This window comes from Paenibacillus tyrphae (assembly GCF_027925525.1).
Classification (GTDB): domain Bacteria; phylum Bacillota; class Bacilli; order Paenibacillales; family NBRC-103111; genus Paenibacillus_G; species Paenibacillus_G tyrfis_B.
Genome location: NZ_BSDJ01000019.1, coordinates 42,832 through 58,963 on the forward strand (window position 1 = coordinate 42,832; position 16,132 = coordinate 58,963).

Consider the following 16,132-nt stretch of genomic DNA (forward strand, 5'->3'; position numbering starts at 1 on the left):
CGTTAAATAGACAGATCAGGCATTACTGTTCGGGCGAATAAATCCATTCCACAGTGCCGCCGTAGGCGCGGGCAATGCCTTCCGCAAGCTCGGCCAATTGGGCTTCGATGGCGAAGGCAGAGCCGCCTCCCGGCTCCGGCCAAGCAGCAAGCAAATGCTCCTCAAGCTGCGCTTTTGCCTGCTGCGGCTCGAAGGCCCGCCCAAGCGCATCGTTTGCCTCCGTCGCAGCCCGCAGCCGGCATAAGGCGACGAGCTCTGCATACAGATAAACGTTCTCCAGACGGCTGACGAAGCCGTAATCGCCGAAGGCCGGATACGTCGTGACCGGAGCCGGCAGCAGAAGCACGTTTAGTTCCTCGGACGGAATGGCATACTGCTCCAAAATAGGCATAAGCTGCTCCAGCTCTTCCGGGGACGAAAAAATCATCAGCTCCTTGTCCCGATCAAACAAAGCAGTCTTTTCGGCCAACGCTTTAACAATCTGGGCATAATAGCCGGCACGCTTGTCTTCGGGGATATCCAGAGCTGCCGCATATTTGAGCACGGGCTTCGTCAACGTTTTCACGCTCCTCTTCTTCGGGGCGGATCAGCTTAGAAATTATAAGGCCAGCTTCAGCATGATGCTTAGCTTTCCTTCCTCCAGCCGGACGCCGGTTACCTGCAAAAACGAGGCGATATTTTGGGGGTAAATCCCCAGGTCGAAGCTTTTTTCGAATTCCTCCACCGTCGTGGCAGGCAGGGAAAAGCCGTTAAACTGCATTTCCAAAATTCGGAACCGGATAAACGGTTTTCCGCTTCCGTCATCCATTAAGGCCATCTCGTAGCTTCCCCGGATCATGACGGCAATATCGCCTTCCTGCCCGGAGGCCGATACTTGATCGGGATAGAAGTGAAACGTCAGATTGCGGAACCGTTCATTTTTTTTGCGCAAAAAATCGTTTAATTCGCCGTCCGTCATCTGAAACGTATAATTTACTCCGTTCATGACCAGATTGCCGCTCTTGTTCTTACCGCCACCGGACGTCACCAGCTCTGGAAGCTGCTGCATCGCACCCGCAAGCGCTTGGAAGTACGTCTTGAACAGCGGAATGCCCTTGTCCTCCCACAGCTTATTGAGCTCAAGCATTTGCTGCTGTAGCAGCGCCGCCTGTTCCTTGCTATCGGCGAGCTGGGCATCTACTTCTTTCTGAAGTGCGGTGAGCCGTTCACGCTGCTGCAAGTAACGCTCTTTCGTCCGCTGCAGGGAGGTATGGGCTTCAGCCAGCTCTTTTTTAACCGAGGCCAGCCGCTGCCATGCATCCGTATGACGCTGCAGCGCTTGTTTATCGTTGCGCAGAATCATTTGCAAATAGTCGAGCACCGAAACCGCATCGGAGAACGAACCTACCGAGAATAGCAGCGCCCACAGCGAATCGCGGTCGCCCATGTAGTAAGAGCGGACGACTTTGGCGGCGTGAATTTTCGCCTCGCTTGTGGAAAGCTCCGCTTCGCGAATTTGCTGTTCTGCGCTCTGCATCTGTGCCTGGAGCTTGATTTCCTGGTCGGCAATGCGGTTTAGCTCCTGATCGATCTCATAGATGGTCAAGCCTTTCTGCAGCAAGCTTCTGTCCGCTTGTCCGCTTTCCGCATATGCGGAATAGGGCCACAAGGCGGATAAACATCCGTATACCGAGAAAAGCGCAAGGATAGCCCATTGGCGTATATTCACACGCATGTCCCTCCCGTCCTTTCAACTAAAGATTATCATAGGAATGGGAAAAACATGACAAAAAAATTCCACGGCGCTGTGCCATGGAAGGGCTTCCGTCACGTTACTTTTTGCCCGCTTGAGGCTTAGGGAGCAATCGTAAAATGTCTTCCGCATGTTTTACCTGCTTCGGCGTTTCTTTCGTAAAGGCAGGCGTCTGATTGATCTCTTGCACCTTGTACGTCCATTCCACGCTGTTTTTCGTATCGTTTCCGCCTTCGACCGAAAAATAAAGCTTTCCGGTTTGTTCGCGGATAAAACCTTGATTGTCGATCAGGATACTTAACGTCGTAGGAGCTTCGATCTTGATCCGCTCCAGCGAAGTTTTCCATTCCCCGGTTTGTCCCGATCCGCTCAGTCCGCTGGTCATCAGCTCGTTAAGCACCGACGGCAGTGCGGTGGCGAAATATTTTGCCGCTTCCTGCTTGTTCTTGTCCGTCACCGTAAGCGTAATGCGCTTCGCCGGCTCGCCGTCGGCAAGCTTTTCGTCCTTGCTGCCAGGCTCCAGCCAGTTCGGGTTGACCCCTTCCAGCAGCTTGCCCGTCAGGGAAGCGCTCAGCCTTCCGGTGTTTTTGAGCTTGTCCGCTTGTTTGTCCAGCGGCAGCATCAAATATTCGTCTGTTTTCGTAATGGCTGGCATCTGCAGATACATTTTGTTATCTTTAAGAAGAAACGGCAGTTCGATGGGCGAAGCCGCGCCTTTCGGCGTAAGTTTGACCGAGGCTTCCATTCGGACCGGATCTGCGAGCGAAACGAGCCCGCTGTATTCGAATTTGCTGTCTTTGACCAGGCCTAGCAAAGCGGCAGTTACCGGTTGCGAGCCCGAAAATAAAGAAGCGTCCAGCTTCAGCTCCGCTTCCCCGGCATATCGGTAGCTTTGGATTTGCTCCTGCTTGGCGACGGCTTGCATCAAATCCTGCTTCACCTGCTGATGATCGGTGCAGGCGGACGTGAGCAGAACGGTGCAGCTTATAAGGGCCGCGCAAAAGATCGTTCTTGGTTTAAACAAGGCTCTGCTTCCTCTCCTATTTTTCTCATCCTATTATAGCGAGTAGGGGAGGTTTTGTCTTTAGTAATTTGGCGAGAGGCGGTAGGCGCATGAAAACGGAGCAGGCGAACGATTCCCCGCTGCTGCAAGCAATTCGGGAACAGATTGAGATGCAGCAGGACCGGGCGATTTCGTTCCGGGACTATATGGATTTGTGCTTGTATCATCCGAGCTTGGGCTATTATATGAATTCGAATCGCAAAATCGGCCGGGCGGGCGACTTTTATACGAGCGCTTCGGTCGGCAGCGTGCTAGGCGACATGCTCGCCTCCTACCTTCGAAGCTTTGCGGAGACGCGGAGCGGCGATATTTGCTTAACGGAGTGGGGAGGGGGCGACGGAACCTTAGCGAGACAAATGCTTGACGCCATCCGAAGCGGCTCTCCTGCGCTGTATGCGCGGCTGCGCTTCGTGAGCGTCGAAAGAAGCCCGATGCACCGGAGCCTTCAATCGGAGGCGCTAGCGCCCCATAGGGCGCTTGTGAGCTATCTCACAGACGAGGAATGGCACGAGGCAGGTCCTTGGCACAACACGCTGGTATTGTCTAACGAGTTGCCGGACGCCTTTCCGGTGTACCGAATCGTTAGCCGCGAAGCCGGATGGCGCGAAATTCTGGTTGGCTGGGATGATGAACGAAGCTGCCTGACAGAGGTGGAAAGACCGTTATCGAGAGGCGAGCTTGAGGCCTTTATCCGCAAGGAAGCGATTCCGCCGAGGATGGGGCAGCGATTCGAGATCAATTTGGACGCGCTGCGCTGGCTGCGGACGGTTGCCGGCAGCATGGGGAACGGCAGTGTGCTGCTGACGATCGACTACGGGCACGTCAGGGAAGAGCTCTACGCTCCGCACCGGATGAACGGAACGCTGCTGTGCTACCGAAAGCACCAGGCCTCCGATACGCCGCTGCAGTTCCCAGGCGAACAGGATATGACCGCCCATGTCAATTTCAGCGCGTTGATCGATGCCGGGAAGGAAGCGGGTCTGGAGCCTTTGGACCTGTTCAGCCAGAAGCAATTTTTGCTGGAGCAGGGATTGCTTGACGAGCTGAGCGATCATGACGCCCGGGACCCGTTCTCGCCGCAAGCCCGGCGCAATCGGGCCATTCGGCAGCTGCTCCTCAGCGACCGGATGAGCGAGCTGTTCAAGGTTTTGATTCAAAAAAAAGGCGAACCGCACTGAAGCTTGCGGTTCGCCTTTCTTGTCTCCGTATTCGCTTACTTTTTTCCGAACTGGCAGGATTAGATGGACATTTTGAAAAATGACCAGTAGGTAAACCCTGTAAACGAAACAATCATGTAGCCCCAAAAAATCAATATGTAGGCACGTTCGGACAATTTCATGTATCCTAACAGCGTGAAAATCGCCGTCTGGGCGAAAAAGATGAGCGCCATCGGAATAAAGTCGCCGGCCAACGCCATGAGCCCGATTACAAGCGTCCAGAAGCCGAGAACGCGAAACATGCGATCCATCCTGTATCCCCCTCTCTTTGATCACGTTCGATACTTATGTACTACCCACCATTATAGCGAAAGCCCTCTTGCGTGTAAACGCCCAATCCGTGACGAATTTTAGTCAAATTTTTAGCCCTTCACAACATATCGTTGCCCAAATCCGCCCAAACGATGTATGACCGCCTTGAAAATTGGCAATACAAATTACTAGAAAAGTATTCTATGAACTCTACCATGGGCATAGAGATAAAGTAACGCAGCACTTTATGCATCACGAACATAGATGCGGATGAACCTATAGGGGTTAGGAGGACGGCTTGATGACGGCAATCAGACAAGACGCTTGGAGCGAGGAAGACGATTTGATATTGGCGGAGGTGACGTTAAGACATATTCGCGAAGGCAGCACACAGCTGTCCGCTTTTGAAGAAGTGGGCGAAAAAATAGGTAGAACCGCGGCCGCTTGCGGCTTCCGCTGGAACAGCTTCGTCCGCAAGAAATACGAGGCGGCGATTCAGATCGCCAAAGCGCAGCGCCAGAAAAGGAACCAACACCGCAAGCATGCGAGCGCGTTCGCATCCGTTGCGGGCAGCGGCATGGGCGGCCCTTTGGCTTCGGAAGGCGCGGTGCGCAGCGACGGGATCGTAGAAGAGTTGTCGATCGACGCCGTTATCCGTTTCCTGCGGCAGTGGAAAGGAAGCTATCAGGAAATGGTGCGGCACGTAAGGCAGCTTGAGAAAGAACTGAACGACAAGCAGGATGAGCTTGAGCGGCTGCGCAGTCTTAATGACGAGCTCAGCCGGCAGGTCAGTGACGTCTCGACCGATTACCGCGTCGTGAACGACGATTACAAAGCGCTTATCCAGATTATGGACCGGGCCCGCAAGCTTGCTTTTTTGGCGGAGGAAGAAGAGGAAAGCAAAACACGCTTTAAAATGGATGAAAACGGGAATCTGGAACGGATCGAATAACCGGAACCGTCTCATAAAAAAGGAAGAGCCCCCGAATCGGGCTGCCATGGGCTGCCGGTTCCGGGGTTTTTGTGCGTACCCCGCCATTTTTTGCTATGATAGACTGTACAAACTTTTTAGCGCACGGGGGAGAAAGACGATGGGCCGTTTTACGGTGATTGGAGCAGGGGCGCTCGGAACGTTGTTTGCGGTCAGATTATCCAAAGCGGGGCACGAGGTTGAGGTCGTCGTCCGCCGGGCCGAACGGAAAGCTGAAATCGAAGCTGCCGGACTGCGCTTGATGGATGCCGTTTCCGGATCGGAGGAAAAAAGCGCGCGGGCAGTAATTACGGCTTTTCCCCGCGTTCGGCTGTGGGAGGAAAAGGAAGCGTTCGGGGGAAAGGACGGAAGCGGGCCGCATGTTATCCTGCTAGCCGTGAAGCAGTCCGCTATAACCCGGGAGCTTGGGCTCGAACTTGGCCGGCGCATGGGATCCTCGGCATGGATGGTCTGCTTGCAGAACGGCATCGGGCATCTGGAGACGCTGGCTGCGTATGTACCTGCGGAACGGCTGCTCGCAGCTGTGACGACGGAAGGCGCGATGATCTCCACCGCCGGGGAAGCCGTTCATACGGGGAGCGGCATGACCTGGGTAGGCGCAGTAGGAGACGAAAGGGCCGAAGTCTCGGAAATCATGCAAAAAAATCTGGTTTATTGGCTGCAATTGGCAGGATTTAGCGCATCCGTGTCGAAAAACATCTCTAGCCGTATTTGGCAAAAGCTTCTTATTAATGCCGTCATCAATCCGCTCACCGCCTTGCTGCGGGTGCCAAACGGCGAGCTTCTGAGTTTGCCGGGAGCCGGAGAGCTGATGCGTGCTTTGTACGATGAAGGGGTTGCTCTGGCGCGTGCGCTTGACATCCGGCTGGAGCCGGATCTGTGGGAGCAGTTGCTGGAGGTATGCCGGCGGACCGCAAACAACCGGTCCTCTATGCTTCAGGACATGACGGCTGGCCGTCTTACGGAAATCGACGCCATTACGGGAGGATTGCTGCGGGAGGCGAACCGTAGCGAAATAGAGCTTCCGACGCATCTTACCGTATACCGGCTGATCAAGGCCGCGGAAGCCGGGCACCGGCCCTGACGGCCGAACATTATCGATTGAAATCGGGTGATATCGCTTGAGTGCATTGTTTGGATGGCTGCAGCAGCTTTATACGTTTCTTGCGCTCGTTCCGTTCGTAGCTTTTTTCATTGTATGGGTTGCCGTTTACTATTATACGAAAGACAAGCGCAGAGCGACGCATCTCAGCATGGATATCACCACGTTGTTCCTTATCGGCTCCGTTGCGTTCATGAGCCGGAATTTGTTCGATTCGGGAATGCTGCTGTGGACGATCGTGCTGCTGTTTCTCGTTGCCGCCGGCTTGCTTGGAAATATGCAAAACCGGCTTAAGGGAAAGATCGATTTGATCAAAATCGCCAGAACGCTGGGACGGCTTGGTTTTGTGCTGCTGACGGCCTGCTATGTTCTCCTGCTGTTCATCGGCATCGGCAAATATATGATCAACTCGTAAAGAGTAAAGAGATGAGCGTACTTAATTTGATGGAGGACATCGGGCGGGGCTGCATACGGAACACAAATCCGTATTGTAGCGATTAACGAATAAAATGCTCCCATTTTTGAGAGTCTAACCCAAAAGGCTCTTTATTTTTTTGTGATTAAACTACAAAAAGTGATATAATAATACTAAAAACTACAGAAAATGGGCAAAAACAAAAAATAACACTAGATTTTATTAACCCGTGGTTGTATAATTTCTATTTGGTAACGGTTACATTCAACAGGGTCTTTACTTTTCCGCTGGAATCTTATATCATCAAAGGGTGTCATGTAAGGTGTGAATTCTATGTCATGTTATATAACACGACAAGAATTAACATATAATTACATAAACTAAAAAGGAGGAAGTCAGTCTTATGAAGTATAACAAGCTTCTCGTCCTCGCATCGGTTACAGCTATGCTTGGCACAACCGTTGCGGGTTGCTCGGGCAACGCAGATAACCAACAAGCGGGGGGCACAGACAATAAAAAAGCTCCGGCTCAAGAAATTAGAATCAACCTCGCGGCAGAACCGCCGGCAATCGACAGCTCCATGGCAACGACGAATCCTTCTTTTACAATTCTTAACGCGGTGAACGAAGGTCTGTACCGTCTGGATGCGGAAGGCAAGCCGCAACCAGGTCTGGCAGCAAAGCTTCCGGATATCTCCCCGGATGGCCTCGTGTATACGATCACACTTCGCGACGGTTTGACATGGGCCGACGGCTCCCCGTTGAAAGCAAGCGATTTTGTATGGGCTTACCAACGTACGTTGGACCCGGCGACAAAAGCGAAATACGCAACGATGCTCTCCTGGATCAAAGGTGGCGTTGCATTGAATAAAGCGAAGCCGGAAGAAGTGGAAGCGAAAAAAGCAGAGCTGGGCGTAAAAGCAAAAGACGATAAAACGCTTGAAATTACGCTGGAAAGACCGGTTGCGTTCTTCACCGACCAATTGGCTAACCCGCTTTTCTTCCCGCAAAAGGGCGATTTTGTCAAGGCACAAGGCGACAAAAACGGCGCCGATGCCGACAAAATTATCGGTGCAGGTCCGTTCAAAATGGAAAAATGGGATCACGAGCAGCAAATCGTTCTCGTCAAAAATGACAAGTACTGGGATGCTGCAAACGTGAAACTGAACAAAGTAACCGTCAACGTGGTTAAAGACGCTAACACGGCTCTTAACATGTACGAGACGGACCAAGTGGACCTGACGGAGCTTCGCGGCGAGCAGGCCAAAGCTTACCAAGGCAAGCCGGATTTGACGCTGAAGAAAGAATTCGTAACAGGTTACCTGATGTTCCACAATTCGAAGTTCCCGGCGTTTGCGAACGTGAAAATCCGCCAAGCTCTCGGCATGGCGATTGACCGCAAAGCTTACAACGAAGTTGTCAACGGGGGAACGTCCATTCCTTCGACAGGTCTGGTTCCAGTAACCGTTCTTGACGGCAACAAGCAGGAATTCCGTAAAGTAGCGGGTGATACTGAACCTGCCTTCGATGTGGCAAAAGCGAAGCAGCTTCTGGCTGAAGGCTTGAAAGAGCTGAACATGACTTCCTTGCCGAAGTTCAAGCTGACGGCTGACGATACCGAAGGCGCGAAAAAGACGATTGAGTTCGTTCAAGCTCAATGGAAGCAGAACCTCGGAGTTGACGTTGACGGCGAGCCGCTGCCATTCGCATTGCGCGTGAAAAACATGCAAGAAAACAATTTCGACGCTCTGTTCGCACTGTGGGGCGCCGATTATAACGATCCGATGACGTTCCTCGACATGTGGTTGTCCGACAACAAATCCTTCAACTATGTGGCATACAACAACAAAGCGTATGACGATCTGGTTAAAGGCGCAGACAAAGAAGTCGACTTGGCGAAACGTTCCAAAATGCTGATCGATGCCGAGAAGCAGCTGATGGCTGATCTTCCGATTTCTCCGCTCTACTTCCGTACGAGACCTTACGCGAAGAAACCGAACGTAGAAGGCCTGATTTTGCCTCCTATGTCCAAAGAATGGGAACTGAAGTGGGTTTCCATTAAGTAATCCGTTTTTCCCGATGAACCATAGTAAGTAGTGGCTGATTCGTCAACGAGGGGGCCGTTCTGATCTTTGGAACGGCTCCGATTTTTTCTGTACGCAACTGCCCTCTGTTCGGAGGAAGCGGAGCTGCTTCGCAAACATAGTCTTGCTTTGGAGCGGTCTATGCTTGCGAAGCAGTTCGGCTGTTTCCAATCGAGCCTTTTCGAGCCTTGCTGCTTGTCCTTGTTTGAATTAGTTCAGGAGGTGTGCCATGCTTCGCTATTTGCTGCGTCGTCTGGTTTATATGGTAATTACCTTGTGGTTGGTTGTTTCCTTCACATTCGTGTTGATGAAAAACTTGCCAGGGGATCCGTTCGGGGAAGATTCGCAAAAATTGACGATTGAGCAAAGAAAACTGCTCTATGCTCAATACGGTTTGGATCAACCGATTTGGAAGCAGTACCTGAAATACATGAATAACGTACTCCATGGCGATTTGGGCGTATCCTTCCAGTTCCCGACGCGCAAAGTCACGGACATTATTCATCAAGCATTCCCGGCTTCGCTGGAGCTCGGTTTGTGGGCGCTCGCGATTGCCATTACGGTCGGATTGATTCTCGGCATTATTGCAGCTTTGAATCATAACAAAGGTCTTGATGTCACAGCGATGTTTACGGCAATTGTCGGTATTTCGATTCCATCCTTCGTTCTTGGGCCTTTGCTGTCTTATTTTGTCGGGGTGAAGCTAGGCTGGCTGCCTCCGGGGATGTGGACAGGAGCGTCATCCAGGATACTGCCTTCCATTGCTTTATCGTTCGGTACGATTGCCATTCTTGCCCGGCTCATGCGAACGTCTATGCTTGACGTGCTGAATCAGGACTACATCAAAACGGCGAAAGCTAAAGGTTTGTCCCAGCCGGCCATCGTTCTTAAGCATACGATCCGTAATGCGATCCTTCCGGTTGTTACCGTGCTGGGTCCCGTATTTGTCGGTCTGATCACCGGTACGCTGATTGTAGAGCAAATTTTCGTCGTGCCGGGATTAGGGAAGCACTTTGTTCAATCCATTTATTCCAACGACTACACCATGATTACAGGATTGACCATTTTCTATGCGTTTATCCTTGTCATTGTGCTTTTTCTTACCGATGTTATCTACGGTTTCATCGACCCGCGCATTCGTTTGGTTAAGGGAGGTAGCAAGTAATGCAGATGTCCAAAGACCTGTTCCAGCCGGTTGTCCGAGAGCAAGTCGGCCGGGAAGCTGTCGTCCGCCCTTCCATGAACTACTGGCAGGATGCGTGGAGAAGGCTCAAGAAAAACAAGTTGGCCATGTTCGGCATGACAACGCTTGTCATCTTGATTTTGCTGGCTACGTTCGGACCGATTTTTTCGAGCTACGATTACGCGACGCAAAACTACGATATTAAAAATTTACCGCCATCCAGTGCACACTGGTTCGGAACCGACGATTTCGGCCGGGACCTGTGGGTGCGCGTATGGTGGGGGACGCGGATTTCCTTGGCAATCGGGATTATTGCCGCGCTGCTCGACCTCGTATTCGGCGTGATTTACGGGGGCGTTTCGGCCTACTACGGCGGCCGGGTGGACGATATTATGCAGCGTATTATCGAAATCATTCACTCCATCCCGTTTCTGTTGATCTCGATCTTGCTGATCATCGTTATCGGACCTGGTTTTATGACGATCATCATCGCTTATGCCATCACCGGCTGGGTGCCGATGGCGCGGCTAGTCCGCGGTCAAGTTCTGACCTTGAAGGAGCAAGAATACGTCCTTGCGGCCAGAACGCTGGGCGCAGGAGGCGCGCGCATTATTTTCCGCCACTTGGTACCGAATGCGCTTAGCTTGATCATCGTACAAATTACGTTTATCGTTCCTTCGGCTATTTTCGTCGAAGCGTTCCTGAGCTTTATCGGTCTCGGTATCCGCGTGCCGCTCGCTTCGCTCGGTTCGCTGTTGTCCGACGGTGCCAACTCGATCCGTTATTTCCCGCATCGGGTTATTTTCCCGACGATTGTTTTCAGCTTGATCCTGATGAGCTTCAACCTGCTCGGTGACGGCCTTCGCGATGCGCTCGATCCGAAGATGAGGAAGTAAGGAGGGTGCCCAAATCATGAGCAAAAATATATTGGAGGTTCGCGACCTCAAAGTATCGTTTCGCACCTATGCCGGTGAAGTGCAAGCCGTTCGCGGCGTTTCCTTCGACCTCAAAAAAGGGGAAGTGCTCGCCATAGTAGGCGAATCCGGCTGCGGCAAATCGGTTACGGCCCAAACGATTATGCGGCTCATTCCGACGCCTCCGAGCATGATCAAGAGCGGATCGATCAAATTCGACGGCAAAACGGAAATTACCAAAATTTCAAATAGAGAAATGGAAAAAATCCGCGGCTCCGAAATGGGGATGATTTTCCAGGACCCGATGACTTCGCTTAACCCGACGATGACGATCGGGAAACAGATCGCCGAAGGGCTCATTAAGCATCAGGGCTTAAGCGCAAGCGAGGCGCGGAAGCGTGCAGTAGAGATTTTGAAAATGGTCGGCATTTCCAACCCGGAAGGCCGGATCACTCAATATCCCCACGAATTTTCGGGCGGGATGCGCCAGCGCGTTATGATTGCCATCGCGCTTGCCTGCAATCCGAAGCTGCTTATTGCCGACGAGCCGACAACGGCGCTTGACGTGACGATCCAGGCGCAAATTATCGAACTGATGAAGAAGCTGTCCGAGCAAACGGAAGCATCGATTATCGTCATTACGCATGACCTTGGGGTCGTTGCGGAAATGGCGCAGCGCGTCATTGTCATGTACGCCGGCAAAGTTGTGGAGCAGGGCACCGTAGACGAGCTGTTCTACGATTCGAAACATCCGTATACGTGGGGCTTACTTCGTTCCGTTCCGCGTCTGGACCAAGACAAGGACGGCGAATTGGTGCCGATTCCGGGAACGCCGCCGGACTTGTTCGCCCCGCCGAAAGGCTGCGCTTTTGCAGCGCGTTGTCCCTACGCCATGAAAGCCTGTCTGGAAGTCGATCCTGAGCACACGAAGCTTTCCGAGACGCATTCGGCAGCCTGCTGGCTCCTGCATCCCGATGCGCCTAAAGTAGAGCGACCTGTAGAAGCTGGAGGTGCGGCACGATGAAGGGCAATCCGATTTTGGAAGTACGCGATTTGCAAAAACACTTTCACTTGGGCGGCGGCAAGACATTAAAAGCCGTCGACAAGCTTAATATTTCGATCGGCCGCGGCGAAACGTTCGGCTTGGTAGGCGAATCCGGCTGCGGTAAATCGACGGCCGGACGCACAATCATCCGTCTTTATGAAGCGACGGGTGGCGAAGTGCTGTTCAATGGCGAGAACGTGCATAAGCTGCGCGGAAATAAGCTGCAAGAGTTCCGTCGTCATATGCAGATGGTGTTCCAAGATCCGTACGCTTCTTTGAACCCGCGGATGACGGTTGGCAACATTATTGCCGAAGGACTCGATATTCATGGTCTTGCCGACGGCAAACAGCGCAAGCAGCGCGTTAGCGAGCTGCTTAATGCGGTAGGTTTGAACGAGGAGCATGCGAGCCGTTTCCCGCATGAATTTTCGGGCGGACAGCGTCAGCGGATCGGCATTGCCCGGGCGCTGGCGATCGAGCCTCAGTTCATCATCGCGGATGAGCCGATCTCCGCGCTGGACGTATCCGTTCAGGCGCAGGTCGTCAACTTGTTCAAGAAACTGCAAAAAGAGCGCGGTCTGACTTACTTGTTCATCGCGCACGATCTTGCGATGGTGAAGCATATTTCCGACCGTATCGGTGTTATGTATCTCGGCAAGCTGGTCGAGGTAACGACTTCCGAGGAGCTGTATGCGAATCCGCTGCATCCTTACACGCAATCGCTCTTGTCCGCGATCCCGATTCCGGACCCGGAAGTGGAGCGTACGCGCGAGCGGATCATTCTGGAAGGCGAAATTCCGAGCCCGCTGAACCCGCCGAGCGGTTGTCCGTTCCGTACACGCTGCCCGAAGGCGATGCCGGAATGCGCGGCAAGTATGCCGGAGTTTAAAGAAGTCCAACCCGGTCACTTTACGGCCTGCCATTTATATTAACCTTGAAAGCCTCTGCATGTGCAGGGGCTTTTTAACTATAACGAAACGATCCATATCAGTTCCCCCACCTTTTGACGATTTCCCGGATCACGTGTAAAATAGTAATGCTCATGTTATTTACAAACCGGAAGCAGCTTACATTTTAAAAGGAAGGGTGGCGGGCGGATTGCGGATAGAAATAATGCAGTGGGACTCCGGCCAACCTTTGGCAGGCGATTATTCGGACCGTTTCGAAAAAATAAGCGCGTTTTTCGATTACAATCCTTCGGATGCCGTCTGTTGGGAGGCACGTGCGGCTTGGATCGACCGCGAGCGGATTCATGGAGCTGATCGCCAGCGGCTTGCGGAAACGCTGCGCCGGTTCAACGAACGGGCGGGGGCTTCGGCAGAAGCGCTTCGTTCGATCGAGCTGCTTAAGGATTCCCGTACGCTGTGTATCGTAGGAGGCCAGCAGGCCAGTTTGTTTACCGGACCGCTGCTCGTTATATACAAGGCGATTACGCTGATTCGGGCGGCCCGCGAAGCTTCGGAGAAGCTGGGCCGGCCGGTGGTGCCGGTATTTTGGATTGCCGGGGAGGATCATGATTTTGACGAAGTGAACCATGTGACGGTTCTGACGGCGGATCAGCAGCTCCAGAAGATCAAGCTGCAGCATCCGACCGGCTTGCGCACCTCCGTCAGCCGGACGCCAATCTCGCCGGAACAGTGGGACGAGGCGCTGGCTGTCCTTGAGCAGACGCTTATGCCTACGGAGTTCAAGGAGGGCTTGATGGAAGCGCTGCGTTCGTCGATCGACGGGGCCGTCTCCTTGACGGACAGCTTTGCGCGCCTTCTCTCTGCTTGGTTTGGACGGGACGGGCTCGTACTGGTCGATTCGGACGACCCGGAGCTGCGGCGGCTCGAAAGCCCGATGTTCCGCCTACTGGCGGAGCAAAGCGGTTCGATTAACGAAGCGCTTCTGCGGGGGCAAGACAAGCTGCGGGCAGCGGGATATGTACCGCAAGCTGAAGTTTCCGGCAACGGCGCGAACTTATTCGTCTTCGACGAACATGGCGAGCGCATCCTGCTTTACACGGATGGAGAGGGAGGCTATACCGACCGCAAGGGGGAACGCCGCTTCAGCCGGGAGCAGCTTTTGCAATGGGCGGAGGAGGCCCCGAAGCGGCTAAGCAACAACGTCATGACGCGGCCTTTGATGCAGGACTATTTGTTCCCTGTGCTCGGAACTGTTTTGGGACCGTCTGAGATTGCTTATTGGGCTTTGACGCGCGAAGCGTTTCATACGGTGGGCATGCGGATGCCGATCGTTCTACCGCGTCTGGGCTTTACGCTTGTGGAAGGCACGATCCAGAAAAACATGCAGAAGTACGGGCTTGCCATCGACGATGCGCTATACCGCTTGGATGAGAAGCAGCAGGCCTGGCTTCGGGAGCAAGACCAGCTTCAACTGGATGCTCGCTTTGCCGAGGTGAAAGAGCAGTTTCGCGCCAGCTACGAGCCGTTGATCGGAGCGATGGCCGCAATCAATCCCGGATTGCAAAAATTAGGCGAAACGAATCTGGGGAAAATTATCGAGCAAATCGATTTCTTGCAGCACAAAGCGGATGACGGCCTTCGTGCGCAGTATGAGGCGGGGCTTCGGCAATTTGCCCGCATCGGGCTTTCCTTGCTGCCTGACAGCAAGCCGCAGGAGCGGGTGTACAATTTGCTAGCCTATTTGAACAAATACGGCAACGGTTGGATAAGGGAACTCGTGGAAGTACCTTTGCCACTGGACGGGAAGCATCGTATATGTTACATGTAATACGTAGAGAATTCATGATCCAAGGAGGACGTTACCGATGGCAAGTACGATCGACCGCAGCATTATCCGCGACATTGCGCTAGCACCGGAAGGACATTTGAAGATCGATTGGGTGAATGCTCACATGCCGGTGCTTAACCGCATCCGCGAGCAATTCGAGAAGGAACAGCCGTTTAAAGGGCTGAAAGTCGCCATATCGCTTCACTTGGAAGCCAAGACGGCCTATTTGGCCAAAGTGGTTCAAGCCGGCGGCGCCCAAGTAACCATTTGCGGCAGCAATCCGCTGTCCACACAGGACGACGTATGCGCGGCGTTGGTAGAGGACGGCATCACCGTATTTGCGAAATACAATCCGGAGCCGAAGGAATACAAGGAGCTGTTGATCAAGACGCTTGAAACCGAGCCGGACTTGATCATTGACGACGGCGGAGATTTGGTGACCATTCTCCACTCCGAGCGCAAAGATCTGCTGAAGAACGTGCGTGGGGGCGCAGAAGAAACGACGACGGGCATCCTTCGCCTGAAATCGCTGGAGAAGGACGGCCAGCTTCAATTCCCGATGGTTGCGGTCAACGACGCATTCTGCAAATACTTGTTCGATAACCGTTACGGTACGGGCCAATCCGTTTGGGATGGCATCAACCGGACGACGAACCTTGTCGTTGCAGGGAAAACGGTCGTTGTTGTCGGCTACGGCTGGTGCGGCAAGGGCGTGGCCATGCGCGCTAAAGGGCTCGGCGCAAATGTCATCGTGACGGAAATCGACGCGATCAAAGCGGTTGAAGCTTACATGGACGGCTTTGCGGTGATGCCGATGAGCGAAGCGGCCAAGGTGGGCGATTTCTTCGTAACGGTTACGGGCAACAGGGACGTCATCCGCGGGGAGCATTACAAAGTCATGAAGGACGGAGCCATCTTGTCCAACGCCGGTCACTTCGACGTGGAAGTAAACAAACCGGAGCTGGAGGCCCTGGCCGTGTCCGTACGTACGGTTCGCCGCAATATCGAGGAGTATACGCTTCAAGACGGTCGCAAATTTTACATCTTGGCCGAGGGACGTCTTGTCAATCTGGCTGCAGGCGACGGGCATCCGGCAGAAATTATGGACATGACGTTCGCGCTTCAGGCGATGTCCTTGAAGTACGTGAACGAGAACTACAAGCAAATCGGCCGCAAAGTCGTCAATGTGCCTTACGAGCTGGATGAGCAAGTGGCCCGCTTCAAGCTGGCTTCGCTCGGCATTGGCATCGACACGCTGACCGATGAGCAAAAAGCATACTTGGACAGCTGGGCGGAGCATTAATCCGCAGCCGGCTATCGAATCTCCCTTTGATGCAGGAGTGTCAAGGGGAGATTTTTTTTGTTGGGAGTTGTCATAAAATTGAAACAATGGAAACCT

General features: G+C 53.2%; 15 protein-coding genes. 11 read left to right on the forward strand and 4 right to left on the reverse strand.

Translation table 11 applies throughout. The features are described 5' to 3' along the window. Nucleotides 1-22 precede the first annotated feature (22 nt). The 3 genes from QMG93_RS21840 to QMG93_RS21850 form a co-directional block, all read right to left on the reverse strand. Entirely contained in the window at nt 23-565 is a 543-nt protein-coding gene (locus QMG93_RS21840) for a hypothetical protein (RefSeq protein WP_281940192.1), read from the reverse strand. Between the two features lie 33 nt (nt 566-598). After that, entirely contained in the window at nt 599-1,714 is a 1,116-nt protein-coding gene (locus QMG93_RS21845; protein WP_281940194.1) for a hypothetical protein, read from the reverse strand. 97 nt (nt 1,715-1,811) lie between these two features. After that, the gene (locus tag QMG93_RS21850; protein WP_281940196.1) at nt 1,812-2,756 is read right to left on the reverse strand and encodes a hypothetical protein; all 945 of its coding nucleotides are present in this window, start codon (nt 2,754-2,756) and stop codon (nt 1,812-1,814) included. An 89-nt stretch (nt 2,757-2,845) separates the two neighbouring features. Between QMG93_RS21850 and QMG93_RS21855 the strand changes: the two genes are divergently transcribed. Continuing rightward, entirely contained in the window at nt 2,846-3,973 is a 1,128-nt protein-coding gene (locus QMG93_RS21855; protein ID WP_281940198.1) for a class I SAM-dependent methyltransferase, read from the forward strand. Between the two features lie 59 nt (nt 3,974-4,032). Here QMG93_RS21855 and QMG93_RS21860 read toward each other — a convergent pair whose 3' ends face one another. After that, nucleotides 4,033-4,263 (reverse strand): DUF2626 domain-containing protein, encoded by a 231-nt coding sequence (locus QMG93_RS21860; RefSeq protein ID WP_010491888.1) that lies wholly within the window; start codon nt 4,261-4,263, stop codon nt 4,033-4,035. 302 nt (nt 4,264-4,565) lie between these two features. On the opposite strand from QMG93_RS21860, the gene QMG93_RS21865 reads away from it, so the two are divergent. The 10 genes from QMG93_RS21865 (at nt 4,566) to QMG93_RS21910 (ending at nt 16,036) form a co-directional block, all read left to right on the forward strand. Further along, complete coding sequence (locus QMG93_RS21865; protein ID WP_281940201.1) at nt 4,566-5,216, forward strand: RsfA family transcriptional regulator; 651 nt, start codon at nt 4,566-4,568, stop codon at nt 5,214-5,216. 139 nt (nt 5,217-5,355) lie between these two features. Beyond that, entirely contained in the window at nt 5,356-6,339 is a 984-nt protein-coding gene (locus QMG93_RS21870; protein ID WP_281940203.1) for a ketopantoate reductase family protein, read from the forward strand. A 37-nt stretch (nt 6,340-6,376) separates the two neighbouring features. Then, a complete protein-coding gene (locus QMG93_RS21875; RefSeq protein ID WP_281940205.1) occupies nt 6,377-6,772 on the forward strand; it encodes a DUF3397 domain-containing protein in 396 nt (131 codons plus the stop codon). A gap of 403 nt (nt 6,773-7,175) precedes the next feature. Then, complete coding sequence (locus QMG93_RS21880) at nt 7,176-8,837, forward strand: peptide ABC transporter substrate-binding protein (protein WP_281940207.1); 1,662 nt, start codon at nt 7,176-7,178, stop codon at nt 8,835-8,837. A 247-nt stretch (nt 8,838-9,084) separates the two neighbouring features. Further along, on the forward strand, nt 9,085-10,020 hold the full coding sequence (locus QMG93_RS21885; protein ID WP_281940209.1) for an ABC transporter permease: 936 nt from the start codon (nt 9,085-9,087) through the stop codon (nt 10,018-10,020). Then, nucleotides 10,020-10,934 (forward strand): ABC transporter permease, encoded by a 915-nt coding sequence (locus QMG93_RS21890; RefSeq protein ID WP_216797439.1) that lies wholly within the window; start codon nt 10,020-10,022, stop codon nt 10,932-10,934. Before QMG93_RS21885 ends, QMG93_RS21890 begins: the two co-directional genes overlap by 1 nt. Before the next feature lie 16 nt (nt 10,935-10,950). Further along, nucleotides 10,951-11,976 carry an ABC transporter ATP-binding protein gene (locus QMG93_RS21895; RefSeq protein WP_063184254.1) on the forward strand — a complete coding sequence of 342 codons (1,026 nt, stop codon included), beginning with the start codon at nt 10,951-10,953 and terminating at the stop codon, nt 11,974-11,976. Next, nucleotides 11,973-12,929, forward strand: a complete 957-nt coding sequence (locus QMG93_RS21900) for an ABC transporter ATP-binding protein (protein ID WP_054976806.1) — start codon at nt 11,973-11,975, stop codon at nt 12,927-12,929. The genes QMG93_RS21895 and QMG93_RS21900 overlap by 4 nt, the downstream gene beginning before the upstream one ends. A 166-nt stretch (nt 12,930-13,095) precedes the next feature. Beyond that, a complete protein-coding gene (gene bshC / locus QMG93_RS21905; RefSeq protein ID WP_281940216.1) occupies nt 13,096-14,733 on the forward strand; it encodes a bacillithiol biosynthesis cysteine-adding enzyme BshC in 1,638 nt (545 codons plus the stop codon). A 37-nt stretch (nt 14,734-14,770) separates the two neighbouring features. Beyond that, a complete protein-coding gene (locus tag QMG93_RS21910; RefSeq protein WP_108531678.1) occupies nt 14,771-16,036 on the forward strand; it encodes an adenosylhomocysteinase in 1,266 nt (421 codons plus the stop codon). Nucleotides 16,037-16,132: the final 96 nt, after the last annotated feature.

What these genes read in the sequence shown, in the direction of transcription:
- QMG93_RS21885 (WP_281940209.1), top strand. Translation starts at nt 9,085, where the DNA reads ATGCTTCGCTATTTGCTGCGTCGTCTGGTTTATATGGTAATTACCTTG.
- QMG93_RS21900 (WP_054976806.1), top strand. Translation starts at nt 11,973, where the DNA reads ATGAAGGGCAATCCGATTTTGGAAGTACGCGATTTGCAAAAACACTTT.
- QMG93_RS21860 (WP_010491888.1), bottom strand. Translation starts at nt 4,263, where the DNA reads ATGGATCGCATGTTTCGCGTTCTCGGCTTCTGGACGCTTGTAATCGGG.
- QMG93_RS21910 (WP_108531678.1), top strand. Translation starts at nt 14,771, where the DNA reads ATGGCAAGTACGATCGACCGCAGCATTATCCGCGACATTGCGCTAGCA.
- QMG93_RS21895 (WP_063184254.1), top strand. Translation starts at nt 10,951, where the DNA reads ATGAGCAAAAATATATTGGAGGTTCGCGACCTCAAAGTATCGTTTCGC.
- QMG93_RS21890 (WP_216797439.1), top strand. Translation starts at nt 10,020, where the DNA reads ATGCAGATGTCCAAAGACCTGTTCCAGCCGGTTGTCCGAGAGCAAGTC.
- QMG93_RS21880 (WP_281940207.1), top strand. Translation starts at nt 7,176, where the DNA reads ATGAAGTATAACAAGCTTCTCGTCCTCGCATCGGTTACAGCTATGCTT.
- QMG93_RS21870 (WP_281940203.1), top strand. Translation starts at nt 5,356, where the DNA reads ATGGGCCGTTTTACGGTGATTGGAGCAGGGGCGCTCGGAACGTTGTTT.
- QMG93_RS21845 (WP_281940194.1), bottom strand. Translation starts at nt 1,714, where the DNA reads ATGCGTGTGAATATACGCCAATGGGCTATCCTTGCGCTTTTCTCGGTA.
- QMG93_RS21855 (WP_281940198.1), top strand. Translation starts at nt 2,846, where the DNA reads ATGAAAACGGAGCAGGCGAACGATTCCCCGCTGCTGCAAGCAATTCGG.
- QMG93_RS21865 (WP_281940201.1), top strand. Translation starts at nt 4,566, where the DNA reads ATGACGGCAATCAGACAAGACGCTTGGAGCGAGGAAGACGATTTGATA.